This is a genomic window from Streptomyces coacervatus, from assembly GCF_029223485.1.
GTDB classification, from domain to species: Bacteria; Actinomycetota; Actinomycetes; order Streptomycetales; family Streptomycetaceae; genus Streptomyces; species Streptomyces coacervatus.
Window position 1 is genome coordinate 346,600 of the sequence record NZ_JARHTP010000003.1, and the last position, 25,869, is coordinate 372,468.

A 25,869-nucleotide genomic window follows, 5' to 3' on the forward strand; every position below is an offset into this window, starting at 1 on the left:
GACGTTCAGGCCGCGCCAAGTCCCCGCGCGAGTCCTCTGCTCTCAACCGCTCTTCATCCCGCAGTACCTCTCATCACCCTCACGCGGTCGCTGCGTCGATCGCGCATGCCCAAGGGGGGCACCCATGTCCACAGACGCTTCAACCATGCCCGTACGCGCCATGCTGGTGCTCGGCACCCGCCCGGAAGCGATCAAACTGGCGCCGCTGGCACGGGCGATGGCCGCCGGCACACAGTTCGAGCCGGTCGTCGTCACCACCGGCCAGCACCGCGAGATGCTCCACCAGATGCTCGGCATGCTCGGCATCGACGTCCGCATCGCGCTCGACGTGATGCGCAGCCGGCAGCGGCTGTCCGACCTGACCGCCCGGCTCGTGCGGGAGCTCGGCGAGGTCCTGCGGGCGCAGCGGCCGGACCTGGTCGTGGTGCAGGGGGACACCACGACCGCGCTGGCCGGCGCGCTGGCCGCCTTCTACGAGAAGATCCCGGTAGCCCATGTCGAGGCGGGCCTGCGCACGGGCGTCATGGACAACCCCTTCCCGGAGGAGCTCAACCGCACCCTGATAGGGCGCATCGCCCGCTGGCACTTCGCACCGACGGCGACCGCGGCCCGGCACCTGACCGACGAGGGCGTCGCCGAGGAGCAGGTGTTCACCACCGGCAACACGGTCATCGACAACCTGCTGTGGGTACTGGCCGAGGGCACCGGCAGCTCCGTGTTCCGCACTGCCGCCAAGCGCATCCTGGTCACCCTGCACCGCCGGGAGAACCAGGGCGAGCGCATGCGCGGCATGGGGCGGGCGCTGACCCGGCTCGCGGCGCGCGGGGACGTGGAGATCGTGCTGCCGCTGCACAAGAGCCCGGCCGTACGGGACGTACTGCTGCCCGAACTCGAAGGACACCGGGGCATCACACTCGTCGAGCCCCTCGGCTATCTGGACTTCGCGGCCACCCTCGCCGAGTGCGACCTGGTGCTCACCGACTCCGGCGGCATCCAGGAGGAGGCCCCGAGCCTGAGCAAGCCCGCGCTCGTGCTGCGGACGACCACCGAGCGGCCCGAGGCGGTCGAGGCCGGCGCGGCCCGGCTGATCGGCACCGACCCGGAGGCCATCGTGAGCAGCGCGGAACAGCTCCTCGACGACCCGGTCGAGTACCGGAAGATGGCGAGCGCGGGCAACCCGTTCGGCGACGGCCGCGCGGCGGCACGCATCCTGGCCCAGCTGGCCGAGGACTTCGCCGCCGATGTCCCGGTCGGGCTCACCGCATCCGGGCCATACTCGACGGCATGACACGCAGGGGACGTACCGTCACCAAGCTGGCACTGGTTCTCACTCTGACCGCGATCCTCGCGATCACCGTGTACCAGTGCCAGGGCAACGGGTCCCCACCATCCAAGCCCTGGATCGACGGCACCACCCACGGCCGCTGGCTGTCGGTGTTCAACGGCATGGGGACCAACCTGGGTGACGACACGTCCCTTTCGCTCTCCCCCCTGGCCGCCGAAGACCCCGGCACCACCCACGCGGGGCTGGTGGTCAGCACGGCCTCCTACACGAACGTGCGGTACGAGGCACGGATGCGGGCGGTGAAACAGCTGCGGTCACCGAAGCCCAACCCCTGGGAAGTGCCGTGGCTGGTCTGGGCGTACACCGATCCGGAGCACTTCTACTACGTCACCCTGAAGCCGAACGGCTGGGAACTGGGCAAGCGGGACCCCGCCTATCCGGGCGGGCAGCGCTTCCTCGCGACCGGGAAGACGAAGTACCCGGTCGGTGCCTGGTTCGACGTGCGGGTGCAGCAGCGGGACGCGGTGCTCTCGGTGTCGGTGGGCGGAAAGCCGCTGGTGACCTTCACCGACGTCGAACGGCCTTATCTGCAGGGCAGGGTGGGTGCGTACACCGAGGACGCGACGGTGAAGTTCGAGAGCCTCACGGCGAGTTCGGGGTGACGGGTTGAGGAAACGCGACGGCGCCTGCCATCGTCCGGTCGGGGACAGGGCAAGCGCCGCGCTTGGGGGGCCTGGGGGGTATCCCCCCAGATAACCCGCCCGTACGCCTTTGTACGGGACGTATATGAGGGACCGTCAGGCCATCAGGGCCCGGTCCGTCGGGCGGATCGGGGCCGGCAGGTCGCTGGCTCCGGTCAGGAAGCGGTCGGTGCCGCGGGCGGCCGAGCGGCCCTCCGCGATCGCCCACACGATCAGGGACTGGCCGCGGCCCGCGTCACCGGCGACGAAGACACCGGGGACGTTGGTCTGGAAGTCGGCGTCGCGGGCGATGTTGCCGCGCTCGTCGAGGTCCAGGCCGAACTGCTCGACCAGGCCGTTGTCGCGGTCGGTGCCCGTGAAGCCCATGGCGAGGGTGACCAGCTGGGCGGGGATCTTGCGCTCCGTGCCCGGCTTCGGGGTCAGCCTGCCGTCGATGAACTCGACCTCCGTGAGGTGCAGCCACTGGACGTTGCCGTCCTCGTCGCCCTCGAAGTGGGTGGTGGAGACGGAGTAGACCCGCTCGCCGCCCTCCTCGTGCGCACTCGTCACCTTGTAGAGCATGGGGAAGGTCGGCCAGGGCTGGGAGACCGTGTTCCGCTCGTCGCCCGGGCGGGGCATGATCTCCAGCTGCGTGACGGAGGCCGCGCCCTGGCGGTGGGCGGTGCCCACGCAGTCCGCGCCGGTGTCGCCGCCGCCGATGACCACGACGTGCTTGCCCTCGGCCGAGATCGGAGAGGTGACGTAGTCGCCCTCCTGGACCTTGTTCGACAGGGGCAGGTACTCCATCGCCTGGTAGATGCCCTTCAACTCCCGCCCGGGGACCGGGAGATCACGGGCGGTCGTCGCACCGGCGGCGATGACGACCGCGTCGTACCGCTTCTTCAGGTCGGTCGCCTTGAGGTCGCGGCCGATCTCGATGCCGGTACGGAAGCGGGTGCCCTCCGCGCGCATCTGCTCGATACGGCGGTTGATGTGCCGCTTCTCCATCTTGAACTCGGGGATGCCGTACCGGAGAAGGCCTCCGATGCGGTCCGCGCGCTCGTAGACGGCGACGGTGTGGCCCGCCCGGGTCAGCTGCTGGGCGGCGGCCAGGCCCGCGGGGCCCGAGCCGATGACGGCGACCGTCTTGCCCGAGAGGCGCTCGGGGATCTGCGGGGCGACATCACCGGTCTCCCACGCCTTGTCGATGATCGAGACCTCGACGTTCTTGATGGTCACAGCCGGCTGGTTGATGCCCAGCACACAAGCCGACTCGCACGGGGCGGGGCACAGCCGGCCCGTGAACTCCGGGAAGTTGTTCGTCGCGTGCAGACGCTCCGACGCGGCCGACCAGTCCTCGCGGTAGGCGTAGTCGTTCCACTCGGGGATGAGGTTGCCCAGCGGACAGCCGTTGTGGCAGAAGGGGATGCCGCAGTCCATGCACCGGCTGGCCTGCTTGCTGATGATCGGCAGCAGCGAACCGGGGACGTAGACCTCGTTCCAGTCCTTCAGACGCACGTCGACCGGGCGGGACTTGGCGACCTCACGGCCGTGGTTCAGGAAGCCCTTCGGGTCAGCCATTGATCGCCGCCTCCATCATCTTCTCAGTGATCTCGGACTCGGAGAGTCCCGCCTGCTCGGCGGCGTCCTTGGCGGCGAGCACTGCCTTGTACGTGCTGGGGATGATCTTGCTGAAGCGCTCGACCGCGGTGTCCCACTCGGCGAGCAGCTTCTCGGCGACCGTGGAGCCCGTCTCCTCCTGGTGGCGGCGCACCACGTCGTGCAGCCACTGCTTGTCGGTGTCGTCGAGAGCCTCCACGGCGCTGACGTTGCCGACGTTGACGTTGTCGACGTTCAGATCGATGACGTAGGCGATGCCGCCCGACATACCGGCCGCGAAGTTGCGGCCCGTCTCGCCGAGGACCACCGCGCGACCGCCGGTCATGTACTCACAGCCGTGGTCGCCCACGCCCTCGGAGACGACCGTCGCACCGGAGTTGCGGACACAGAACCGCTCGCCCGTACGACCGCGCAGGAACAGCTCGCCGCCGGTCGCGCCGTAGGCGATGGTGTTGCCCGCGATCGTCGAGTACTCGGCGAGGTGGTCGGCACCCCGGTCCGGGCGGACGATCACCCGGCCGCCGGAGAGGCCCTTGCCGACGTAGTCGTTGGCGTCGCCCTCCAGGCGCAGCGTGACACCGCGCGGCAGGAAGGCGCCGAAGGACTGGCCCGCGGAGCCGGTGAAGGTGATGTCGATGGTGTCGTCGGGCAGGCCCGCCCCGCCGAACTTCTTCGTCACCTCGTGGCCGAGCATCGTGCCGACCGTACGGTTGATGTTGCGGATCGCGACCTGGGCGCGCACCGGCTGGGCGTCGGTCGCGGAGTCGGCGGCCAGGGCGTCGGCGGCGAGCTTGATCAGCTCGTTGTCGAGCGCCTTCTCCAGGCCGTGGTCCTGCTCGATGACCTGGTGGAGCACCGCGCCCTCGGGCAGCTCGGGCACATGGAACAGCGGGGCCAGGTTCAGGCCCTGCGCCTTCCAGTGGTTCACCGCGCGGGTCACGTCGAGCGCCTCGGCGTGGCCGACGGCCTCCTCGATGGTGCGGAAGCCCAGCTCGGCGAGGATCTCGCGGACCTCTTCGGCGATGTACTGGAAGAAGTTGACGACGTACTCGGCCTTGCCGGAGAACCGGTCCCGGAGGGTCGGGTTCTGGGTGGCGATGCCGACCGGGCAGGTGTCCAGGTGGCAGACGCGCATCATGACGCAGCCGGAGACGACGAGCGGCGCGGTCGCGAAACCGAACTCCTCGGCGCCGAGCAGCGCGGCGATGACGACGTCACGGCCGGTCTTCAGCTGGCCGTCGGTCTGCACGACGATGCGGTCGCGCAGACCGTTGAGCAGCAGGGTCTGCTGGGTCTCGGCGAGGCCGAGCTCCCAGGGACCGCCGGCGTGCTTGAGCGAGGTCAGCGGGGAGGCACCCGTACCGCCGTCGTGGCCGGAGATGAGCACCACGTCCGCGTGGGCCTTGGAGACACCCGCGGCGACGGTACCGACACCGACCTCCGACACCAGCTTGACGTGAATCCGCGCCTGCGGGTTCGCGTTCTTGAGGTCGTGGATCAGCTGGGCCAGGTCCTCGATGGAGTAGATGTCGTGGTGCGGCGGCGGGGAGATCAGACCGACACCCGGGGTGCTGTGCCGGGTCTTGGCGACCCAGGGGTACACCTTGTGGCCGGGCAGCTGGCCGCCCTCGCCGGGCTTGGCGCCCTGGGCCATCTTGATCTGGATGTCGTCCGCGTTGACCAGGTACTCGCTCGTCACACCGAAGCGGCCGGAGGCCACCTGCTTGATGGCGCTGCGCCGGGCCGGGTCGTACAGACGGTCCGCGTCCTCGCCGCCCTCACCGGTGTTGGACTTGCCGCCCAACTGGTTCATGGCGATGGCGAGCGTCTCGTGCGCCTCGCGCGAGATGGAGCCGTACGACATGGCGCCGGTGGAGAAGCGCTTGACGATCTCGGAGACCGGCTCGACCTCGTCGATGGAGATCGGCTCGCGGTCCGACTTGAAGCCGAAGAGCCCGCGGAGCGTCATCAGCCGCTCGGACTGCTCGTTGACGCGCTCGGTGTACTTCTTGAAGACGTCGTAGCGGCCCGTGCGCGTGGAGTGCTGCAGACGGAAGACCGTCTCCGGGTCGAACAGGTGCGGCTCGCCCTCGCGGCGCCACTGGTACTCGCCGCCTATGTCGAGGGCACGGTGGGCCGGCGCGATGCCGGAAGCCGGGTACGCCTTCGCGTGGCGGGCGGCGACCTCCTTGGCGATGACGTCGATGCCGACGCCGCCGATCTTGGTGGCCGTACCGTTGAAGTACTTCTCGACGAAGGCCTCGGCGAGACCGACGGCCTCGAAGACCTGGGCGCCGCGGTAGGAGGCGACGGTCGAGATGCCCATCTTGGACATGACCTTCAGAACGCCCTTGCCGAGGGCGTAGATCAGGTTGCGGATGGCCTGCTCGGCCTCGATGTCCGAGAGGAAGGTGCCCGCGCGGACCAGGTCCTCGACGGACTCCATCGCCAGGTACGGGTTGACGGCCGCGGCGCCGAAGCCGATGAGCAGGGCGACATGGTGGACCTCGCGGACGTCACCGGCCTCGACCAGCAGGCCCACATGGGTGCGCTGCTTGGTGCGGATGAGGTGGTGGTGGACGGCCGCGGTGAGCAGCAGCGACGGGATCGGTGCGTGCTCGGCGTCCGAGTGGCGGTCCGACAGGACGATCAGCCGGGCGCCGTTCTCGATGGCGGCGTCGGCCTCGGCGCAGATCTCGTCGATGCGCGCGGCGAGGGAGTCGCCGCCGCCGGAGACCCGGTACAGGCCGGAGAGGGTCGCGGCCTTGAAGCCGGGCATGTCGCCGTCGGCGTTGATGTGGATGAGCTTGGCCAGCTCGTCGTTGTCGATCACCGGGAAGGGCAGGGTGACGCTACGACACGAAGCGGCCGTCGGCTCCAGGAGGTTGCTCGCGGGGCCGAGGGACGAGCGCAGACTGGTGACCAGCTCTTCCCGGATCGCGTCCAGCGGCGGGTTGGTGACCTGCGCGAACAGCTGGGTGAAGTAGTCGAAGAGCAGTCGCGGACGCTCGGAGAGAGCCGCGATCGGGCTGTCCGTACCCATCGAACCGATCGGCTCGGCACCGGCCTTGGCCATCGGCGCCAGGATGACGCGCAGCTCCTCCTCGGTGTAACCGAAGGTCTGCTGGCGGCGGGTGACCGAGGCGTGGGTGTGGACGATGTGCTCGCGCTCGGGCAGATCGCCCAGCTCGATCTCGCCGGCCTCGATCCACTCGGCGTACGGCTGTTCGGCGGCGAGGGTCGCCTTGATCTCGTCGTCCTCGATGATGCGGTGCTCGACCGTGTCGACGAGGAACATCCTGCCGGGCTGCAGCCGGCCCTTGCGGACGACCTTGGAGGGGTCGATGTCGAGGACGCCGACCTCGGAGCCGAGGACGACGAGGCCCTCGTCGGTCACCCAGTAGCGGCCGGGGCGAAGGCCGTTGCGGTCGAGGACCGCGCCGACCTGCTTGCCGTCGGTGAAGGTGACGCAGGCCGGGCCGTCCCAGGGCTCCATCATCGTGGAGTGGAAGTTGTAGAAGGCGCGGCGGGCCGGGTCCATGGAGTCGTGGTTCTCCCACGCCTCCGGGATCATCATCAGCACGGAGTGCGGCAGCGAACGCCCGCCCAGGTGCAGAAGTTCGAGCACCTCGTCGAAGGACGCCGAGTCGGAGGCGTCGGGCGTACAGATGGGGAAGACGCGCTCCAGACCCTTGTCGCCGAAGAGGTCGGAGACGAGCTGCGACTCGCGGGCGGCCATCCAGTTGCGGTTGCCCTTGACGGTGTTGATCTCACCGTTGTGCGCGACGAAGCGGTAGGGGTGCGCAAGCGGCCACGACGGGAAGGTGTTCGTGGAGAAGCGCGAGTGGACCAGGGCGACGGCCGAGCCGAAGCGTCGGTCGGAGAGGTCCGGGAAGAACGGCTCCAGCTGACCGGTGGTCAGCATGCCCTTGTAGACGATGGTGCGGGCGGAGAGCGACGGGAAGTAGACACCGGCCTCGCGCTCGGCGCGCTTGCGCAGCACAAAGGCCTTGCGGTCGAGGGCGATGCCCTCCGAGATGCCGTCGGTGACGAAGATCTGCCGGAAGGCCGGCATCGTCGAACGGGCGGTGGCACCGAGCAGTTCGGGCGCGACCGGGACCTCGCGCCAGCCGAGCACCGTGAGGCCCTCGTCCGCGGCGATCGTCTCGATCTGTGAGACGGCGTCCTCGGTGGAGTCCTCCGGGAGGAAGGCGATACCGACGGCGTAGGCACCCGCCTGCGGCAGCTCGAATCCGGCCACCTCGCGGAAGAAGGTGTCGGGAACCTGGGAGAGGATGCCGGCGCCGTCACCCGAGTCGGGCTCGGAGCCGGTGGCGCCGCGGTGCTCGAGGTTGCGCAGCACCGTCAGGGCCTGCTCGACCAGGGTGTGGGACGCCTCGCCGGTGAGGTTGGCCACGAAGCCGACGCCGCACGCGTCGTGTTCATTGCGGGGGTCGTACATACCCTGCGCAGCAGGGCGAGCATCCATGAAGGACCAGTTCTGGCCATTCGCGGAGTGCTGGGACGGCTGGCGCGGCGTACGCATCGGCTCTCCCGTCGTCGTCTCAAGTGGCATATTCGCGTTGCCGAGGGACGACGCTGGCCCTCTGCGGAGTGCAAAATTTCGTGCAGGTTACATGATGGAGCGGATCTCGGGAACCGGGATAGTCCGTTCCAACATGCGGACGCCGCGGGGTAGCGGCGAGGTACCGCACTCGGCGGCGGAAGTTATGGGGACCGATGCGGACAGATCGATGTCCATCGGCCCGTGAGCGAGGGGAGCGTCGTCGCCACCCCGCGGGTGCGCGGCAGGCCTCATTGCCCACAGCGCTTACGGCTCATGCCCGGTGGTTAAGCATTCGAAACCAGCGAGTAACGGCTACTTATGCGGCCCAACGCATAACTTGTAGCCGCCCTATCCTACGGCCGTTCCGAACAGGATGCCCAGGGCGTACGTCACACCGGCCGCAGCGCCACCCAGAGCCAGCTGCCTGAGACCGCTGAACCACCAGCTCCGCGCCGTCACCCTGGCCACCACCGCACCACAGGCGAACAGCCCGAAGAACGCGAGCAGCAGAGCCGGCCACAGCACGGTCGCACCGAGCAGATACGGCAGTACGGGCAGCAGGGCACCCAGCGCGAACGACCCGAAGGAGGACACGGCGGCGACGAGCGGCGAGGGAAGGTCCCCGGGGTCGATACCGAGCTCCTCACGGGCATGTATCTCCAGGGCCTGCTCGGGGTCCTGCGAAAGCTGCCGGGCGACCTCTCGCGCCAACTCGGGCTCGACACCCCGGGCCTCGTAGAGCGCCGCAAGCTCGGCCTCCTCGTCCTGCGGATGCTTCCGCAGTTCCCTCCGCTCCACAGCCAGCTCGGCCTCGACGAGCTCACGCTGCGAGGCGACGGAGGTGTACTCCCCGGCCGCCATCGAGAAGGCACCGGCGGCGAGACCCGCGAGCCCGGTCAGCACGATGGTCTGCTGACCCACGGCACCACCGGCGACACCGGTCATCAACGCGAGGTTGGAGACAAGCCCGTCCATCGCACCGAAAACAGCAGGCCGCAGCCAGCCGCCGTTCACATCCCGATGGGTGTGGTTGTCGCGGTGCGCCACGTGCAGCGCGGCCTCGGTCTCGATGATCGCCATTGCGGGGGTCCCCCAGGGAAGCTAAGCCAAAGCTAACTTTGGACAAGTTCTACTCTTCGACAACACAGAACCTACGCCCCGCATTCCACTCCCGCCAGCAAGGAAAGGCTGGGCTAACCAGCACTTTTACCTCTTGACGCTCACACGTGCGGAGCCCTGCACAAATGTCGACCGGGTGACATGGCTCCGTCCTTGGCTCAGGTCAACCGCCGATGGTGGGACACATGGGCAAAGGGTTCGCGCCCTGTGCGATCCCCCTCCCGGAGAGGCCGCGTATGGCATCGATCGCCTGCATTCCCTCGGTCCCGTCGCCCGGGAAAACCGCCGAACTCCGCGAACGGGCCCGCGGCGCGCTACTGGGCCTGGCCGTGGGCGACGCCTTGGGGGCCCCGGCGGAAAACATGAAGCCGTCGGAGATCCGCGCACGCTGGGGCCGCATCACGGGCTATGTGTCCGAGAGCCCGGCGGGCACGGACGACACGGAGTACGCGATCTTCTCCGGCCTGCTGCTGGCCCGGCACGGCTCGGCGCTCACCCCGGCGCATGTGGAGGCGGCGTGGCACGAGTGGATCGCGGACCGCGACGAGGGCCCGTTCCGCGGTGCGGGCTTCAGCGAACGCGGCACCCTGGAGAACCTCCGCCGCGGCCTCGCCGCCCCCATCTCGGCCCAGCACCGCCACGCCTGGAGCGACGGCCTGGCGATGCGCGCGGCCCCCTTCGGCGTCTTCGCCTCGGGCCGCCCCGCCGAGGCGGCCCGGCTGGCGGCGATCGACGGCTCGGTGAGCCACGACGGCGAGGGCATCTACGGCGGCCAGGCGGTCGCGGCGGGCGTGGCGGCAGCGATGGCCGGGGCTCCGACGATCGCCGTGGTGGCCTCCGCACTGGCCGTCATTCCGGACGACTCGTGGACGGCCCGTTCGCTGCGCCGGGCCGTGGCGGTGGCCCACCGCGGCGAGCGGGCGGTCCGCTCGGCGGTCGTGATCGGCGGCTACCCCTGGACCGACCTGGCACCGGAGGCGGTAGCCCTGGCCTTCGGGGCATATGCGGCGGCCGACGGCGACTTCGAGCAGGCCGTCCTCACGGCGGTCAACATGGGCCGCGACGCGGACACCACGGCCGCGGTGGCGGGCGCACTGGCAGGTGCGACGCAGGGTGCCTCGGCCATCCCGGCGGAGTGGGCGGCGGCGATCGGCCCGGCCCGGGGCAGCTGCCTGCCGGCCATGTCGGGCCACCACGTACTGGACGTGGCGGACCTGCTGGTGCCGGGCGAGGCAACGACCGCACAGGACCTCGCACCGGCCGTGCTCGCACCCGAGGACTTCCCGCTACCGGACCCGACCACCTTCACCCTGGCCGCAAACGCCGAGCCGGAGCCGACCCGATGAGCCCGCCCGCGCCCTGGGACCAGGGACCGTCGGACCCGAACGAACCCGCACCCGCCGACGAAGGGCGCACGGGCAGCACGGCGGAGCCGAACCAACCCGCAGCCGCCAACGGCGAGAACACCCCACAGGGGCCACCCGCACCCGACGACGAAAGCCGCACGGGCGGTGCGGGTGGGAACACGAAGGCCGATGGCGCAGCCGAGGCCGTTCACCCCGCACCGCCTCCGCAGGGCCGCGCAGCCGAGGCCGTTCACCCCGCACCGCCCCCGCAGGGCCGCGCAGCCGAGGCCGTTCACCCCGCACCGCCCGCGCAGGGACGCGCAGCCGAGGCCGAGCCGTCCCGCACCCATAGCCGCCGTATCGAAGGCCTCCTGCTCGGCCTGGCCGCAGGCGACGCCGCCGGCTGGCCCGCCGCCCGCCACCGAGCCGCCCGTATGCCGGAATGGACCCGCCGCCTCACCCGCGAACTCGACACCTTCGCCGAACAGAACGCCACCACCACCCTCCCCGTCCCCATCGCCCTGAACCAGCCCCCCGAACCACTCCGCCTCGGCCCCTCGGACGACGCCGAGTGGGCGGCATTCGCAGCGGAGGCACTGCTCCGCGCCGGCGACGACACCGCCCTGGGCGACCTCACCCGCGAACGCCGCGCAAGAGCCGCCATCGACCTGACCTGGAACGCCCTGGCCAGCGAGGTCGCCGCGGCAGCGGACCGCGCACCGGAGGTCGAGTCCGCCGTCCTCCCCCTCCGCGCCCGTATCTCCGTGCGTGCCGGCCTCGGCAACCTCGCCACCGGCCTGCGCCCGCCCGCGACCGGCCACGACAACCCCCACTACTTCGACGACGCGGCCTGCGTACGGGCCTGTGTGCTCGCCGTCGCCCACCCCGGCGACCCCCGACTCGCCGCCGACCTGGCCGAGTTCGACGCCCGCTACACCCAGGACGGCGACGGAGTGCACGGCGCCCGGGCCATGGCGGCGGCACTCGCTCTGGCACTGACCGGCGCGGACGTCAGAACCTGCGTGACTGCGGCTCTCACCGAACTCCCCGAGACCACGGAGATCGGCCGCAACGCCCGCCACGCACTCAAGCTGGCGGCCGACGCCGAGACCGCCTTCACCCTGATCCCCCTCCTGGAACACCAGATCGTCGACCACGTCTACAGCTACGGCATCGCGGCGGCCGAGACGGTCCCGGTGGCCCTGGCCCTGACCGCCGCATCGAACGGCCGTATCGCCGAAGCGGTACCGGCCGCGGCCTGTCTCTCCCGAGTCGCCGACTCGGCCCCGGCCCTCGTCGGCGCCCTCACCGGCACGCTGGGCGGCGGCGGATCGATCCCGCCGTCCTGGCGAGAGGCCTGCCGCACCCTCTCCGGCTGCGCACTCCCCCGCCTCACCGGCACGGACCTGGTGGAACTCGCCGAACTCCTGGAAGCCACACAACCGGCCCCACCAGGAGGATGATTCGGGCCATGAGGCCCAAAAACCCCAAAACCAGCCTCGAGGACCGGATCATCGGGGCCCTCGTGGGCGCGGCGGTGGGCGACGCCCTCGGCGGCCCCGTCGAGGGCTACTCCCCCGACCAGATCCTCGAACGCCACAGCGGCCGCGTCCATGGCATCGTCGGCCCCTGGAACGGCGACGCCTGGCGCACGGCGCGCCCCATCGCGCCGTACCACAAGGGCGACGGACACGTCACCGACGACACCTTGATGACGCATGCGCTGATCCGGGTCTATGCACAGGTCCGCGACCACCTCGACGCCTACGCGATCGCGGACCACCTGGTCCCCGACCTGATGACGAACCCGCGCTGGATCCCGGAACTGGAGCAGGAGACCATCCCCCTGCACCGCATCTTCCTTGCGGAGAAATGGCTGGTGGCCCGCCTCCACTACGGCCATGTCGACCCCCGCGAGGCCGGCGTCGGCAACATCGTCAACTGCGGTGCGGCGATGTACATGGCCCCGGTGGGCCTGGTGAACGCGGCCAACCCCACGGCCGCGTACACCGAGGCGATCGACATCGCGGGTGCCCATCAGTCGTCGTACGGCCGCGAGGCGGCAGGCGTCTTCGCAGCGGCGGTGGCCGCGGCAGCCACCCCGGGAGCAACCCCGGACTCGATCGTCACCACGGCCCTCTCCGTCGCGAAGGACGGCACGCGCACGGCGATCGAGAAGGTCTGCGAAACGGCGTCCCACCACACCGACTTCGAATCGGCCCTGGTTCCGCTACGGCAGGCAGTCGCCCCCTACGACACGGTGGGCCCGGACTACCGCGCCCCTTCCCTCGGGGCCCGCCGTCCGTCGCGTCTCCATTCGATCGAGGAACTCCCCGTCGCCCTGGGCATGTTGCTGCTCTCCCGCGGCGACTACCGCCACGCGGTCCTGGGCGCGGTGAACTACGGCCGCGACTGCGACTCGATCGCGACGATGGCGGGCGCGCTCGCCGGGGCTCTGGGTTCCCCGGTCCCGGAGGACTGGTCGAAACAGGTGTCGGAGGCCAGCCGCCTGGACCTGTGGGAACCGGCGACGACCCTCACCGACGTAACCCGGGAGATCTTCGAACGAGACGTACACCGCCGCAGGGCCCACGAGGCGGCGTTCACGGACATCGGAGCCCTGAGATGCTCCGACTGACCTGGGTCCAGCCGGAGGACCTGATCGGCCACGAGCTGCGGCAGGCGGCACTGGACGGCAGGGAACCTTCGGCGATCGCAGCAAGATGGAAAGCAGCGGGCGGCACGGATGCCCCTCTGCGCGCAGGCGCATCCCCCAAGCCGGCGTCACGCTATCTGCGCCTGCTGGCAAGGGACTTGCTGGACGAACTGGCAGACCTGCCAAGCAGGTTGGCAGACGAGGAGCCGACTGACCTGGCGCAGATCAAAACCCTGTGCCCAGACTGGCCGCGCACCAACCACCCGCGTAGCTGCGGGCAGTCGTGCCGCTGGGGCGGCTCCCGTCCCAAAGAGAGCGGCACCCCGCAAGCGCGGGCAAGCGCCCCCACCCCCCACAGCACCCCCACCCAGCCCCGCCTCGAAGCCGCCTGGCTAGGCCGAGCCGTCGGCTGCCTCCTCGGCAAACCCGTAGAAAAACTCCCCCTCGAAGCCATCCGCCAACTGGCCAAATCCACCGGCAACTGGCCCCTGAACACCTACTTCACAGCCCGCGGCGTCCCCGAGGCGCTCACCGCAGAACACCCCTGGAACCGCCGCTCAGCAAACAACTCCCTCGCCGAGAACATCGACGGCATGCCCGAGGACGACGACCTCAACTACCCCCTCCTCAACCTCCTCCTGCTCCAACGCCACGGCAGACACTTCACCCCCACCGACGTAGCCGCCCTCTGGCTCTCCGAACTCCCCGCAGGCCGCACCTTCACCGCCGAACGCATCGCCTACCGCAACCTCCTCCTCGGCCTGGAACCACCCCACACGGCCCGCCACCGCAACCCCTTCCGCGAATGGATCGGCGCCCTCATCCGAGCCGACGTCCACGGCTGGACCAACCCCGGCGACCCGGCCGCCGCAGCGGAACAGGCCCACCGCGACGCCACCCTCACCCATACCGCCAACGGCGTCTACGCGGCGATGTTCACGGCGGCCACCATCGCGCAGGCAGCCACCGGCACCCACGACATCCACGCCTGCCTCCGCACCGGCCTGACCGTGGTCCCGCCTCGCTCCCGCCTGGCCCGGGCCATCCGCCAGGCCGTCCAACTCGCCGAAGAACACGCCGACTTCGACACGGTCGTGGACGAACTCCACGCCACCCACGCCGACACCCACCACTGGGTCCACGCCGTCCCCAACACGGCCCTCATCGCCGCCGCCCTCACCCACGCGAACGGCGACTTCACCGGCTCCATCTGCCGTGCCGTGTCGGGAGGTTGGGACACCGACTCCAACGGCGCCGCGGCAGGCAGCATCGCCGCTCTCCTCACCAGCTCCCCCCTCGCGCTCCCCGACCACTGGACCACCCCCCTCAAGAACCGACTGGCCACCTCCGTCGGCGACTTCAACGGCATCGGCTTCGACACCCTGGCCCACCTCACCCACCGGGAGGCATACCGCCCATGACCCACATCGCCGTAGCGGGCAGCACGAACACGGACCTCGTCGCCCACGCCGAGAACGTCCCGCAGACCGAAGCGCAGTTCACGTCATGAACCAAGCTCCTCTCACCGGCCTGCGCATCCTCGACCTCGCCACCCTCTTCGCGGGCCCGCTCGCCGCCACGATGCTCGGCGACTTCGGCGCGGAGGTCATCAAGGTCGAACATCCGGCGAAACCCGATCCCTCCCGCGGCCACGGCCCCTCGAAGGACGGCATCGGCCTCTGGTGGAAGCTCCTGGGCCGCAACAAGCGGACCATCACCCTGGACCTGTCGAAGCCGGGCGGCCGTTCCACCCTCCTCCGCCTCGCCGCCACCGCGGACGTCGTCATCGAGAACTTCCGCCCCGGCACCCTGGAGAAGTGGGACCTGGGCTGGGAGGAGCTCTCCGCCGTCAACCCCCGCCTGATCCTCACCCGGGTCACTGCCTTCGGCCAGTTCGGCCCGTACGCGCATCGCCCCGGCTTCGGCACCCTCGCCGAGGCGATGAGCGGCTTCGCCGCGATCACCGGCGAGCCGGACACACCCCCGACGCTCCCGCCCTTCGGCCTCGCCGACTCCATCGCGGGCCTGGCCACGGCCTACGCCGTCATGACCGCGCTGTCCGCCCGCGACCGCACCGGCGAGGGCCAGGTCGTCGACATGGCGATCATCGAGCCGATCCTGACCGTCCTCGGCCCCCAGCCGATCTGGTACGACCAGCTCGGCCATGTCCAGCCGCGCACCGGCAACCGCTCCCAGAACAACGCCCCGCGCGGCACCTACCGCACCGCCGACGGCACCTGGGTCGCCGTCTCGACCTCCGCCCAGTCGGTCGCGGAACGCGTGCTGCGCCTGGTGGGCCGCCCGGAGCTGATCGACGAGCCATGGTTCGCGACGGGCGCCGACCGCGCCCGGCACGCCGACGTCCTGGACGAGGCGGTCGGCACCTGGATCGCCGAGCGCACCCGCGACGAGGTCCTCGCGGCCTTCGAGAAGGCGGAAGCGGCGGTGGCCCCCGTCCAGGACGTACGGGATGTGATGACCGACCCGCAGTACGCGGCCCTGGACACGATCACCACCCTCGACGACCCCGATCTGGGGCCGCTGCGCATGCAGAACGTCCTCTTCCGCCTCTCCGCCACCCCCGGCGCGATCCGCTGGGCGGGCCGCCCGCACGGCGCGGACACGGAGGCGGTCCTCACCGGGCTGGGCCTGACCCCGGCCGAACTGACGACCCTGCGGGAGGCGGGCGCCGTATGACAGCACCCCCGCTGACCTGGCTCTACGCCCCCGGCGACCGCCCGCACGTCGTCGCCAAGGCCCTGGTCGCCGGCGCCGACGTCGTCGTGATCGACCTGGAGGACGCGGTCGCCCCGGACCGCAAGGAGTACGCCCGCGCGGCCACCGCCGAACTCCTCTCCGCCCCGCAGCCGGTCCCGGTCCACGTCCGCGTGAACGCCCTGGACGGCCCGCTGGCGCCACGGGACCTGAAGGCGGTGGCCGCCCTGCCCGGGCTCTCGGGCCTGCGCCTTCCGAAGGTCACCTCTCCCGAGCAGATCATCCGCACCGCGGAGCACTCCGCAGCCTCCACCACGGGCGCCCCCGCGCTGTACGCCCTCCTGGAGACCGCCCTGGCCGTCGAGCACGCCTATGCCATCGCCTCCGCCCACCCCGCCCTGCGCGGTATCGCCCTCGGCGAGGCGGATCTACGGGCCGACCTGGGGGTACGCGAGGACGCGGGCCTCGACTGGTCCCGCTCCCGGGTCGTCGTCGCCGCCCGGGCGGCGGGCCTGCCCCCGTCCCCCCAGTCGGTCCACCCGGACATTCGCGACCTGGAGGGCCTGGCAGCCTCCTGCGCCCACGGCCGCACCCTCGGCTTCCTCGGCCGCGCCGCCATCCACCCCCGCCAGCTCCCGATCATCGAACGGGCCTACCTCCCCACGGAGCGGGAGGTCGAGGAGGCCGAGACAGTCGTCAAGGCCGCTACGACGCAGCAGGGCGCCCAGGCCCTCCCGGACGGACGATTCATCGACGCGGCGGTGGTGGCGGCAGCACAACGCACACTGTCACTCGCCCGCCGGAACTGAAACGGAAGACGAGGGCGCCCGGACCTTGCGGCCCGGGCGCCCTCGGTGACATTCGACCAGCCGTCAGCTCTTCTTGGCCGACTCGGCCTCGTCCTTCGCCTCGTCCCCCGCCTTTTCCTTTTCGTCCGCCTGTTCCTCTTCCTCGGCGTCCGCTTGTTCCTCCGCGGAACTCTCCGCGGCCGGCTTCGGCTCCGAGGCGTCCGTCTCGTCCTTCTCGGCGGCCCCGCCATCGGCATCCGCCTCGGCCGCGTCCTCCAGGGCCCCCGGCTCGACGACCTCTTCCCTGCCCGGCCGCTTCTTCGCCGACACCACGATGTACGTCACCGCGAGCAGGAACACGATCAGCGCGGTCCAGTCGTTCAGCCGCAGGCCCAGGATGTGGTGGGCGTCGTCGACGCGCATGTACTCGATCCACGCCCGGCCCACGCAGTACGCGGCGACATACAGCGCGAACGCCCGCCCGTGTCCCAGCTTGAAGCGGCGGTCGGCCCAGATGACCAGCAGGGCGACGCCTACGCACCACAGGGACTCATAGAGGAACGTCGGGTGGTAGTACCCGGGCACGCGGCCGTCCGCCGAGGACGTGATGTGCAGCGCCCAGGGAAGGTGGGTCTCCTTGCCGTACAGCTCCTGGTTGAACCAGTTGCCCCAGCGGCCGATCGCCTGCGCGAAGGCGATGCCGGGGGCGATGGCGTCGGCGTAGGCGGGCAGCGGGATGCCCCGGCGCCGGCAGCCGATCCAGGCGCCGACCGCGCCGAGCGCGATCGCGCCCCAGATACCGAGGCCGCCCTGCCACACCTTGAAGGCGTCCACCCAGTCACGGCCCGCGCTGAAGTACAGCTCATAGTCCGTGATCACGTGGTAGAGGCGGCCGCCGACCAGGCCGAAGGGCACCGCCCAGACAGCGATGTCGGCGACCGTGCCGGCCCGCCCGCCGCGGGCGATCCAGCGCTTGTTGCCGAGCCAGACCGCGACGAAGACGCCGATGATGATGCAGAACGCGTAGCCGCGCAGCGGAATGGGGCCGAGGTACAGCACCCCGCGCGACGGGCTGGGAATGTAGGCAAGTTCCATGGCAAGGTCGACGCTACCGTGCCGGGCCGGGCCGACGGCAGGCGGCCCGGCTACGGGTCCATAACAGGCGGGCCTGAAACTCTTACCCCTTGTTCGCCGCCAGCACCAGCTGCTTCAGCTTTGCGGGTGTCATCGTCTGGTCCTGGTAGATGTTCTTGCCATCGAGCAGCACGGTCGGCGTTCCGCTGAAGCCGCCGGACTTGAAGGCGCCGTTCGACTTGTCGACCCAGCCGTCGTGCCTGCCGTCGTTGACGCACTTGCGGAAGGCCGCCGTGTCGAGGCCGCCGACCTTGCCCGCCAGCTCGATCAGCTTGGCGTTGTTCCCGTAGGTGTCGACGGTTTCCTTGGGCTGGTTCTCGTAGAGCACATCGTGGTAGTCGCGGAACTTTGCGGCGTCCTGGGCGCAGGCGGCGGCATTGCCGGCGCGGAGGGAGCCGGTGCCGGCGAGGTTGCCGTCGATGAGCCTGACCAGGTGGTACTCGATTCTGAGCTTGCCGGAGTCGGTCAGCTCATGGAGCGTCGGGCGATAAGCCGTCTCGAAGGACTGGCAGGCCGGGCAGCGGAAGTCCTCCCAGATCGTGAGCGTCGGCTTGGCGGCGTCCTTGCCCACGGCGATCGCGAGGCTGTCCTTGCCCTGCGCCCCGGAAGGTGCCACGACCGGGCCCGAGCTCTTGTCCTTGTCCTTGCCCGAGTTCGCGGCGACCACGCCGATCACCGCCGCGAGGCCCAGGACGCAGACGACGCTCGCGCCCACGATCAGCGTCCGCCGTCGCTTGTCCGCGGCCTTCTGCTTCTCACGCTCGACCGCCAGCCGCTCCCGGGCGGTGCGCTTTCCGTCACGGTTCTTCTCGCTCACACCCCCAGAACGAACCGGGGAGGCGCAATGCGCCTCCCCGGTCCCAGATCCACCCGTTCGGAGGACCCACAAGAAATTGAACTGCCTGCTTACGCCTGTCCGCGCACGCCCTTCGCCAGTTTACCGGCGAGTTCGCGGACCGCCTCGACGCCGGCCGCGTCGTCCGGCGCGTCCAGCATCCGCTTGACGAAGGCCGAGCCGACGATCACTCCGTCGGCGAAGCCGGCCACCTCGGCGGCCTGCTGTGCGTTGGAGACGCCGAGCCCTACGCAGACGGGCAGGCCGGAGCCGGTGGCCCGGGTGCGCTCCACCAGGTCCTGGGCCTGTGCGCCCACCGACTCACGGGTGCCGGTGACACCCATCAGCGAGGCGGCGTAGACGAATCCGCTGCCCGCCGCGGTGATCTGCGCGAGCCGCGCGTCCTTGCTGCTGGGCGCGACCACGAAGACCGTGGCGAGCCCGTGCTTCTCCGCGTGCTCCCTCCACAGCGCCGACTCCTGCACCGGCAGGTCGGGCAGGATGCAGCCCGCGCCGCCCGCCTCCGCGAGCTCGGCGGTGAAGCGCTCGACGCCGTAGCGGTCGATCGGGTTCCAGTACGTCATCACGAGCACCGGCTTCCCGGTGGCCTCGTACGCCTCCCGGACCGTACGCATGACGTCCGCGATCTTGACTCCGCCGCGCAGGGCGATGTCGTCCGCGGTCTGGATGACGGGGCCGTCGAGGACGGGGTCGCTGTGCGGCAGTCCGACCTCGACGACGTCCGCGCCGCCGTCGAAGACGGCCTTGATCGCCTCGATGCCGCCGTCCACGGTCGGGAACCCGGCCGGGAGGTAGGCGATGAGCGCGGACCGGCCCTCGGCCTTGGCACCGGCGAGGGTGTCCGTCAACAGCTGGATGTTCCCGCTCACTTGGCGTCCCCCTCGATCTCGGCGATGTCGGCGGCGTTGGCCGCGACCTCGGCATCGGCGTCGGTGTCGTACAGGCCGAAGTAACGGGCGGCCGTGTCCATGTCCTTGTCGCCGCGGCCGGACAGGTTGACGACGATCAGACCGTCCTTGCCCAGCTCCTTGCCGACCTCCAGGGCTCCGGCCAGCGCGTGGGCGCTCTCGATCGCCGGGATGATGCCCTCGGTGCGCGACAGCAGGCGCAGGGCCTGCATCGCCGCGTCGTCGGTGACCGCGCGGTACTCGCCGCGGCCGCTGTCCTTGAGGTAGGAGTGCTCGGGGCCGATGCCCGGGTAGTCCAGACCGGCCGAGATCGAGTACGGCTCGGTGATCTGGCCCTCCTCGTCCTGCAGGACGTAGGACCGGGAGCCGTGCAGGATGCCGGGCTCGCCCGCGGTCAGCGTGGCCGCGTGCTCGCCGGTCTCGACACCGTGGCCCGCGGGCTCGCAGCCGATGAGGCGTACGCCGGTGTCGGGGATGAAGGCGTGGAAGAGGCCGATGGCGTTGGAGCCGCCGCCGACGCAGGCGACGGCCGCGTCGGGCAGGCGTCCGGCCTGCTCCAGCAGCTGGCGGCGGGCCTCGACGCCGATCACGCGGTGGAAGTCGCGGACCATGGCCGGGAAGGGGTGCGGGCCGGCGACCGTACCGAACAGGTAGTGGGTGTGGTCGACGTTGGCGACCCAGTCGCGGAAGGCCTCGTTGATGGCGTCCTTGAGCGTACGGCTGCCGGACTTCACCGCGACGACCTCGGCACCGAGCATGCGCATCCGGGCCACGTTCAGGGCCTGGCGCTTGGTGTCGATCTCGCCCATGTAGATCGTGCACTCGAGGCCGAACAGCGCGCAGGCCGTCGCCGTGGCGACGCCGTGCTGGCCGGCGCCGGTCTCGGCGATGACCCGGGTCTTGCCCATGCGCTTGGTGAGCAGGGCCTGGCCGAGGACGTTGTTGATCTTGTGGGAGCCGGTGTGGTTGAGGTCTTCCCGCTTCAGGAAGATCCGTGCGCCACCGGCGTGTTCGGCGAACCTCGGCACCTCGGTGAGGGAGCTGGGGCGGCCGGTGTAGTGGACCAGCAGGTCGTCGAGCTCGCGGGCGAACTCGGGGTCGTGCTTGGCCTTGTCGTACTCGACGGCCACCTCGTCCACGGCGGCGACGAGGGCCTCCGGGATGAACTTGCCGCCGAATGCGCCGAAGTAGCCTTCGGGGCTTGGGACTTGACCCTCCGGGTCGGGAATGAAGAACTCGCTGGGCATGCGGAAACCTCACGGTGAGTGTTTGGAATGACACTAATCGCCGTGGGGCGGGGGGTTGTCAGTTGGCTGCGGGCCCGTTGGGGCTGGTCGCGCAGTTCCCCGCGCCCCTAAAGGCCTGCTGCCATCGACGTCCGTTCACCTGTCCCGGCTCGTCTCCGATGACGTACCTGACCCTGCGGCCGTGCACGCGGCGTGCCGGGGCTCGGCAGCCTCGGGGGCGGCAGCCGCGCGCGAGGCGGGCGTACCGGTCCACGGTTGTCACGGTGAGAGTCATCGGCGTCACTCTACCGGGTGATCAGCTGCGTCCGTGCCGGAGCGCCGGGTGCTCGCCCGCTGCCACCAGGTCGGAGACCGCCGTCTTCGGATCCTTGCCCGTGACCAGGGACTCGCCGACCAGGACCGCGTCGGCGCCGGCGTTGGCGTAGGCGATGAGGTCGTGGGGGCCGCGGACGCCGGACTCGGCGATCTTGACGATGCCCTCGGGGATCTCGGGCGCGACGCGCTCGAAGGTCCCGCGGTCGACCTCCAGGGTCTTCAGGTTGCGCGCGTTGACGCCGATGACCTTGGCGCCCGCGTCGACGGCGCGCTCGACCTCGTCCTCGTCGTGCACCTCGACGATGGGGGTGAGGCCGATGGAGACGGCGCGCTCGATCAGCGACTCCAGGGCCGGCTGGTCGAGGGCGGCCACGATCAGGAGGGCGAGGTCGGCGCCGTACGCGCGGGCCTCCCACAGCTGGTACGAGGTGACGATGAAGTCCTTGCGCAGGACGGGGATGTCCACGCGGGCGCGGACCGCCTCCAGGTCGGCCAGCGAGCCGCCGAAGCGGCGCTGCTCGGTCAGGACGGAGATGACGGCGGCGCCGCCCGCCTCGTAGTCCGCGGCGAGGCCCGCCGGGTCGGCGATCGCGGCCAGCGCGCCCTTGGAGGGGCTGGAGCGCTTGACCTCACAGATGACCTTGACGCCGTCGCCGCGCAGTGCGGCCAGGCCGTCCTTGGCCGCGGGAGCCTTCGCCGCGCGCTCCTTGAGCTCGTCGAGGCTGACGCGCGCCTGCCGCTCCGCGAGGTCGGCACGGACTCCGTCGATGATCTCGTCGAGCACACTCACGCGAGCGGCCCCCTTCCAGACGGTTGACTGTTCAAGCGGTTGAGCCAAGCTGACCCAAGGGAAAAACAGATGGTCACTGCGATGGTATCCGGAGGGAGGCGTAGGCCTCACATCCGGTTGACGCCGGTCCCACTACCTGGACATTCACCAATTGATCAAGGATGCAGCCAGCCACCGAGCGGCAGGTTCCGGACAACCGTGAAGACCAGCGACAACGTCCCCAGCAGCCACAGCTGCCCCCTCCCGAGCTCGATGCGCACCGGTCGTCCGCGCACCGCGCGCACCACCCATACGGTCCACAGCACGGCGAAACCCAGATAGCCGACTACGGCGAGGGCGTTGTCCTGGAGTGCCGCGAGGAAGTCCCCGTGGATGAAGGAGTGCGCGCTGCGCAGGCCGCCGCAGCCGGGGCAGTAGATGCCGGTGAGCCGGTAGAGGGGGCAGACGGGGTAGTGGCCGGGCTGGTACGGGTTCACGGTCCCCACGTACGCGAAGGCCCCGGCTACGGCCGCCAGCACCCCGGCGGGTACGGCGAGCCGGGCCGTCACCGTGGATTCGGCGTCGGACGGCGTCACGTACTGGCTCTCGGGGTTCACGTGTCGCATTCTCCCCCCGGACGGTGGCCACGCACGCGTGAGGGGCGATCCGGTGCCGGATCGCCCCTCGGCGTGAGTGAGTACGTGAGTCAGCTCTTCGCGCTCACGGCCGCTTCGCTCTTCGCCAGCGCGTCCTGGAACGTCTGGTGCGCGTCCTTCGGCTGGCCCATGCCCATCGCGCTCATGATCCAGCCGACGATGCCGCCGACGACCACGATCGCCATGCCGGCCCAGAAGCCCACGGGCTCGGCCATCACCATGAAGGCACCCGAGACGCAGAAACCGATGAAGGCGATAGTGACACCGGTCCAGGCGGCCGGGGTGTGACCGTGGCTGCTGCCCGCCATGACTTGCTCCTCGTTGCTGTGTACGTGTCTGAGCCGGATGCTCACGGACATTGTCCCGTACGCGCGCGTACGGGACGCTCGGGGGTCGCCCCCAGCGCGTCGACGCCGGAGAAGGGCAGCCCCCCAAGGGGCGCGGGGAACTGCGCGACCAGCCACAACGGACCCGCAGATTCAAGCGACCCCCCGCGGAGCGCTACGCACCGGTCGGATCTTCACCCCGGTCGAGCGCCTTCCACATGTCCTCGGGGCGATCGGGATCCACCGTCACAGCTGTACGGCGGAGCCTGGCCGCACCGTCGCGCTCGTAGCGGCCGGACATCGCGGGCCAGTTCCGCCCGTAGCGCAGGGCGAGGAGGCCTGCGACCAGGAGCAGGGCGCCGCCCACGGCCGCGACGTACGGCCAGGCGGTATGGGAGAGGGCGTCCACGGTGGCCGAGGTGTCGCCTGCGGCCTGTGCGGCCTTCTCGTCAAGCGCGGAGCTGTCGGAGACGCCCAGCAGGGACGCGGCGACGGTGCCGGCGCCGGAGAGCGCGAGCAGGGCCGAGACCAGCAGGCGGCCCGCCTTGCGGACGGCGAAGACGGCGACGAGCGCGGCGAGGCCCACTATGGCGAGCGCCGCGGGTACGCCCGTGACGTCGCTGCCCTTGGCGGTCAGCGGGAAGGCGCCGCCGGCCACCGTCGCGGTCCCTTCCGACCAGCGCTGACGGGTGGCCAGCAACGCCACGGCCGCGCCGAGCGCACCGCACAGCAGGGCAAGGGCGAGACTCCGGCGACCGGACCGCGCGGGTCCGTCGGCTTCGGAACGGGGATGAGGAACAGCAGTCACGTACCCCACTATCACCCGAACCCCGGGCGAACCGTCACCCGGGGTTCAGTGAGAAGCACCCCACTTCACCCCACTTGCCGGGGGAAGAGCCCTACTTGCCCAGCCGGTTGGCCGTGTGGACCGCCCGCAGCACGGCCGCCGCCTTGTTGCGGCACTCCTGGTCCTCGGCGACCGGGTCGGAGTCGGCGACGATGCCGGCGCCCGCCTGGACGTACGCCGTGCCGCCCCGCAGCAGGGCGGTGCGGATGGCGATGGCGGTGTCGGAGTCGCCCGCGAAGTCGAGGTAGCCGACGCAGCCGCCGTACAACCCGCGGCGGGAAGGCTCCAGTTCGTCGATGATCTGCATCGCGCGGGGCTTGGGGGCGCCGGAGAGGGTGCCGGCCGGGAAGCAGGCCGTCAGGACGTCGAAGGCGGTGCGGCCCTCGGCGACCTTGCCGGTGACCGTGGAGACGATGTGCATCACGTGCGAGTACCGCTCGATGGACATGAAGTCGACGACCTCGACCGAGCCGGGCTCGCAGACCCGCCCCAGGTCGTTGCGGCCGAGGTCGACGAGCATGAGGTGCTCGGCGCGCTCCTTGGGGTCGGCGAGCAGCTCGTCGGCGAGGGCCTGGTCCTCCTGCGGGGTGGCGCCGCGGTGTCGCGTCCCCGCGATGGGGTGGACCATCGCCTGACCGTCCTCGACCTTGACGAGGGCCTCGGGGGACGACCCGACGACATCGAAGCCGTCGAAGCGGAACAGGTACATGTACGGCGAGGGGTTCGTCGCCCTGAGGACCCGGTAGACGTCCAACGCGCTTGCTGTACAAGGGGTTTCGAAGCGCTGCGACGGTACGACCTGGAAGGCCTCGCCCGCCCGGATGCGCTCCTTGACGTCTTCCACGGCCTCCTGGAAGTCGGGGCCGCCCCAGAGCGCGGTGTACTCCGGGAGTTCGGAGGGCGGGAGGACGGCGGGCGGCTGGGCGACCGCGCGGGAGAGGTCGGCCTCCATGGCGTCGAGGCGGGCGACCGCGTCCGCGTGGGCCTCGTCGACGCCCGTGTCGAGGTCGTTGTGGTTGATCGCGTTGGCGATCAGCAGGACCGAGCCCTCCCAGTGGTCCATGACGGCGAGGTCACTGGTGAGGAGCATGGTCAGCTCGGGCAGCTTCAGGTCGTCGCGCTCGCCGGGGCCGATCTTCTCCAGGCGGCGCACGATGTCGTAGCCGAGATAGCCGACCATGCCGCCGGTGAAGGGCGGCATGCCCTCCTGGTGGGGGGTGTGCAGGGCCTCGATGGTGGCGCGCAGGGCAGCAAGGGGGTCGCCGTCGACGGGGACGCCGACGGGCGGGACGCCGAGCCAGTGGGCCTGGCCGTCGCGCGCGGTGAGCGTGGCGGCGGAACGGACTCCCACGAAGGAGTAGCGGGACCAGGAGCGGCCGTTCTCCGCGGACTCCAGCAGGAAGGTGCCGGGGCGCTCGGCGGCGAGCTTGCGGTAGAGGGCGACCGGGGTGTCGCCGTCGGCCAGGAGCTTGCGCGTGACGGGGATGACACGGCGGTCGGTAGCCAGCTTGCGGAACGTCTCAAGGTCCATGGCGGCTGACCTTACTGATCCGAGGGGGCGGTGCCGGAACCGACGCCGTCCTTGAGGAGCACATCGACGTCGAAGCAGGTGCGCGCGCCGGTGTGGCAGGCGGCACCGACCTGGTCGACCTTGACCAGCACGGTGTCGGCGTCGCAGTCCAGGGCGACCGACTTGACCCACTGGAAGTGGCCGGAGGTGTCGCCCTTCACCCAGTACTCCTGGCGGCTGCGCGACCAGTACGTGCAGCGGCCGGTGGTGAGGGTGCGGTGCAGCGCCTCGTCGTCCATCCAGCCGAGCATCAGCACCTCTCCGGTGTCGTACTGCTGGGCGATGGCGGGGACGAGACCGTCGGCGCTGCGCTTGAGGCGTGCGGCGATCTCGGGATCGAGGCTGCTGGGCGAGGGCGTGCTGGTCATGGGTGCCATTGTGCCGCGCGCCACTGACAGTGATCGGAGGGTGTCCACTGATTGGAAAAGGGTGGCGCGCAGCGCCTCGGTGAGGGGTGGTGGTCGG

Annotated in this window: 22 protein-coding genes; 8 read left to right on the top strand and 14 right to left on the bottom strand. The window is 70.6% G+C overall.

The window, feature by feature from the left end; all coding sequences use genetic code 11:
- The first annotated feature begins 145 nt into the window (after positions 1-145).
- Both wecB and P2Q00_RS09140 read left to right on the top strand, forming a co-directional pair.
- Entirely contained in the window at positions 146-1,288 is a 1,143-nt protein-coding gene (gene wecB / locus P2Q00_RS09135; RefSeq protein WP_275771301.1) for a non-hydrolyzing UDP-N-acetylglucosamine 2-epimerase, read from the top strand.
- Entirely contained in the window at positions 1,285-1,947 is a 663-nt protein-coding gene (locus P2Q00_RS09140; RefSeq protein ID WP_275771302.1) for a LamG domain-containing protein, read from the top strand. Before wecB ends, P2Q00_RS09140 begins: the two co-directional genes overlap by 4 nt.
- 135 nt (positions 1,948-2,082) lie before the next feature.
- Here P2Q00_RS09140 and P2Q00_RS09145 read toward each other — a convergent pair whose 3' ends face one another.
- The 3 genes from P2Q00_RS09145 to P2Q00_RS09155 all read right to left on the bottom strand — a co-directional run bounded on the left by P2Q00_RS09145 (position 2,083) and on the right by P2Q00_RS09155 (position 9,232).
- Positions 2,083-3,546 (bottom strand): glutamate synthase subunit beta, encoded by a 1,464-nt coding sequence (locus tag P2Q00_RS09145; protein ID WP_275771303.1) that lies wholly within the window; start codon positions 3,544-3,546, stop codon positions 2,083-2,085.
- Positions 3,539-8,131: a glutamate synthase large subunit gene (gene gltB, locus P2Q00_RS09150; protein ID WP_275771304.1), complete on the bottom strand. Its 4,593-nt coding sequence runs from the start codon at positions 8,129-8,131 to the stop codon at positions 3,539-3,541. The genes P2Q00_RS09145 and gltB overlap by 8 nt, the downstream gene beginning before the upstream one ends.
- Before the next feature lie 369 nt (positions 8,132-8,500).
- A complete protein-coding gene (locus P2Q00_RS09155) occupies positions 8,501-9,232 on the bottom strand; it encodes a VIT1/CCC1 transporter family protein (RefSeq protein WP_275771306.1) in 732 nt (243 codons plus the stop codon).
- Positions 9,233-9,507: 275 nt separating this feature from the next.
- On the opposite strand from P2Q00_RS09155, the gene P2Q00_RS09160 reads away from it, so the two are divergent.
- From P2Q00_RS09160 to P2Q00_RS09185, 6 genes are all read left to right on the top strand, one after another.
- A complete protein-coding gene (locus tag P2Q00_RS09160; protein WP_275771308.1) occupies positions 9,508-10,617 on the top strand; it encodes an ADP-ribosylglycohydrolase family protein in 1,110 nt (369 codons plus the stop codon).
- The gene (locus tag P2Q00_RS09165) at positions 10,614-12,080 is read left to right on the top strand and encodes an ADP-ribosylglycohydrolase family protein (protein ID WP_275771309.1); all 1,467 of its coding nucleotides are present in this window, start codon (positions 10,614-10,616) and stop codon (positions 12,078-12,080) included. The genes P2Q00_RS09160 and P2Q00_RS09165 overlap by 4 nt, the downstream gene beginning before the upstream one ends.
- A gap of 8 nt (positions 12,081-12,088) precedes the next feature.
- Complete coding sequence (locus P2Q00_RS09170) at positions 12,089-13,255, top strand: ADP-ribosylglycohydrolase family protein (protein WP_275771311.1); 1,167 nt, start codon at positions 12,089-12,091, stop codon at positions 13,253-13,255.
- Positions 13,243-14,694: an ADP-ribosylglycohydrolase family protein gene (locus P2Q00_RS09175; protein ID WP_275771312.1), complete on the top strand. Its 1,452-nt coding sequence runs from the start codon at positions 13,243-13,245 to the stop codon at positions 14,692-14,694. The genes P2Q00_RS09170 and P2Q00_RS09175 overlap by 13 nt, the downstream gene beginning before the upstream one ends.
- An 85-nt stretch (positions 14,695-14,779) precedes the next feature.
- Positions 14,780-15,970, top strand: a complete 1,191-nt coding sequence (locus P2Q00_RS09180) for a CaiB/BaiF CoA transferase family protein (RefSeq protein ID WP_275771313.1) — start codon at positions 14,780-14,782, stop codon at positions 15,968-15,970.
- Positions 15,967-16,797: an HpcH/HpaI aldolase/citrate lyase family protein gene (locus P2Q00_RS09185; protein WP_275771315.1), complete on the top strand. Its 831-nt coding sequence runs from the start codon at positions 15,967-15,969 to the stop codon at positions 16,795-16,797. The genes P2Q00_RS09180 and P2Q00_RS09185 overlap by 4 nt, the downstream gene beginning before the upstream one ends.
- Positions 16,798-16,860: 63 nt before the next feature.
- Here the strand turns inward: P2Q00_RS09185 and lgt are convergent, their stop codons facing one another.
- From lgt to hisI, 11 genes are all read right to left on the bottom strand, one after another.
- Complete coding sequence (gene lgt / locus P2Q00_RS09190; RefSeq protein WP_275771316.1) at positions 16,861-17,871, bottom strand: prolipoprotein diacylglyceryl transferase; 1,011 nt, start codon at positions 17,869-17,871, stop codon at positions 16,861-16,863.
- Between the two features lie 82 nt (positions 17,872-17,953).
- Complete coding sequence (locus P2Q00_RS09195; protein ID WP_275771317.1) at positions 17,954-18,727, bottom strand: DsbA family protein; 774 nt, start codon at positions 18,725-18,727, stop codon at positions 17,954-17,956.
- Positions 18,728-18,816: 89 nt separating this feature from the next.
- On the bottom strand, positions 18,817-19,635 hold the full coding sequence (gene trpA, locus P2Q00_RS09200; protein WP_275771318.1) for a tryptophan synthase subunit alpha: 819 nt from the start codon (positions 19,633-19,635) through the stop codon (positions 18,817-18,819).
- Complete coding sequence (trpB, locus tag P2Q00_RS09205; protein WP_275771320.1) at positions 19,632-20,921, bottom strand: tryptophan synthase subunit beta; 1,290 nt, start codon at positions 20,919-20,921, stop codon at positions 19,632-19,634. Before trpB ends, trpA begins: the two co-directional genes overlap by 4 nt.
- A 58-nt stretch (positions 20,922-20,979) precedes the next feature.
- The gene (trpM, locus tag P2Q00_RS50925; protein ID WP_369293667.1) at positions 20,980-21,195 is read right to left on the bottom strand and encodes a tryptophan biosynthesis modulator TrpM; all 216 of its coding nucleotides are present in this window, start codon (positions 21,193-21,195) and stop codon (positions 20,980-20,982) included.
- Positions 21,196-21,216: 21 nt separating this feature from the next.
- A complete protein-coding gene (gene trpC / locus P2Q00_RS09210; RefSeq protein ID WP_275771322.1) occupies positions 21,217-22,026 on the bottom strand; it encodes an indole-3-glycerol phosphate synthase TrpC in 810 nt (269 codons plus the stop codon).
- A gap of 155 nt (positions 22,027-22,181) precedes the next feature.
- Entirely contained in the window at positions 22,182-22,631 is a 450-nt protein-coding gene (locus P2Q00_RS09215; RefSeq protein WP_275771324.1) for a DUF2752 domain-containing protein, read from the bottom strand.
- Between the two features lie 80 nt (positions 22,632-22,711).
- A complete protein-coding gene (locus P2Q00_RS09220) occupies positions 22,712-22,969 on the bottom strand; it encodes an HGxxPAAW family protein (protein WP_275771326.1) in 258 nt (85 codons plus the stop codon).
- Positions 22,970-23,162: 193 nt separating this feature from the next.
- A complete protein-coding gene (locus tag P2Q00_RS09225; protein WP_275771328.1) occupies positions 23,163-23,804 on the bottom strand; it encodes a TIGR02234 family membrane protein in 642 nt (213 codons plus the stop codon).
- Positions 23,805-23,886: 82 nt separating this feature from the next.
- Positions 23,887-25,365: an anthranilate synthase component I gene (locus P2Q00_RS09230; RefSeq protein WP_275771330.1), complete on the bottom strand. Its 1,479-nt coding sequence runs from the start codon at positions 25,363-25,365 to the stop codon at positions 23,887-23,889.
- An 11-nt stretch (positions 25,366-25,376) separates the two neighbouring features.
- Positions 25,377-25,772, bottom strand: coding sequence for a phosphoribosyl-AMP cyclohydrolase (gene hisI / locus P2Q00_RS09235; protein WP_275771332.1), 396 nt, complete (start codon positions 25,770-25,772; stop codon positions 25,377-25,379).
- Positions 25,773-25,869: the final 97 nt, after the last annotated feature.

What these genes read in the sequence shown, in the direction of transcription:
- hisI (WP_275771332.1), bottom strand. Translation starts at nt 25,772, where the DNA reads ATGACCAGCACGCCCTCGCCCAGCAGCCTCGATCCCGAGATCGCCGCA.
- wecB (WP_275771301.1), top strand. Translation starts at nt 146, where the DNA reads ATGCCCGTACGCGCCATGCTGGTGCTCGGCACCCGCCCGGAAGCGATC.
- P2Q00_RS09140 (WP_275771302.1), top strand. Translation starts at nt 1,285, where the DNA reads ATGACACGCAGGGGACGTACCGTCACCAAGCTGGCACTGGTTCTCACT.
- trpB (WP_275771320.1), bottom strand. Translation starts at nt 20,921, where the DNA reads ATGCCCAGCGAGTTCTTCATTCCCGACCCGGAGGGTCAAGTCCCAAGC.
- P2Q00_RS09165 (WP_275771309.1), top strand. Translation starts at nt 10,614, where the DNA reads ATGAGCCCGCCCGCGCCCTGGGACCAGGGACCGTCGGACCCGAACGAA.
- P2Q00_RS09185 (WP_275771315.1), top strand. Translation starts at nt 15,967, where the DNA reads ATGACAGCACCCCCGCTGACCTGGCTCTACGCCCCCGGCGACCGCCCG.
- P2Q00_RS09145 (WP_275771303.1), bottom strand. Translation starts at nt 3,546, where the DNA reads ATGGCTGACCCGAAGGGCTTCCTGAACCACGGCCGTGAGGTCGCCAAG.
- P2Q00_RS09160 (WP_275771308.1), top strand. Translation starts at nt 9,508, where the DNA reads ATGGCATCGATCGCCTGCATTCCCTCGGTCCCGTCGCCCGGGAAAACC.
- lgt (WP_275771316.1), bottom strand. Translation starts at nt 17,871, where the DNA reads ATGGAACTTGCCTACATTCCCAGCCCGTCGCGCGGGGTGCTGTACCTC.
- trpM (WP_369293667.1), bottom strand. Translation starts at nt 21,195, where the DNA reads ATGACTCTCACCGTGACAACCGTGGACCGGTACGCCCGCCTCGCGCGC.
- P2Q00_RS09230 (WP_275771330.1), bottom strand. Translation starts at nt 25,365, where the DNA reads ATGGACCTTGAGACGTTCCGCAAGCTGGCTACCGACCGCCGTGTCATC.
- P2Q00_RS09155 (WP_275771306.1), bottom strand. Translation starts at nt 9,232, where the DNA reads ATGGCGATCATCGAGACCGAGGCCGCGCTGCACGTGGCGCACCGCGAC.
- P2Q00_RS09220 (WP_275771326.1), bottom strand. Translation starts at nt 22,969, where the DNA reads ATGGCGGGCAGCAGCCACGGTCACACCCCGGCCGCCTGGACCGGTGTC.
- P2Q00_RS09215 (WP_275771324.1), bottom strand. Translation starts at nt 22,631, where the DNA reads ATGCGACACGTGAACCCCGAGAGCCAGTACGTGACGCCGTCCGACGCC.
- P2Q00_RS09175 (WP_275771312.1), top strand. Translation starts at nt 13,243, where the DNA reads ATGCTCCGACTGACCTGGGTCCAGCCGGAGGACCTGATCGGCCACGAG.
- P2Q00_RS09170 (WP_275771311.1), top strand. Translation starts at nt 12,089, where the DNA reads ATGAGGCCCAAAAACCCCAAAACCAGCCTCGAGGACCGGATCATCGGG.
- gltB (WP_275771304.1), bottom strand. Translation starts at nt 8,131, where the DNA reads ATGCGTACGCCGCGCCAGCCGTCCCAGCACTCCGCGAATGGCCAGAAC.
- P2Q00_RS09180 (WP_275771313.1), top strand. Translation starts at nt 14,780, where the DNA reads ATGAACCAAGCTCCTCTCACCGGCCTGCGCATCCTCGACCTCGCCACC.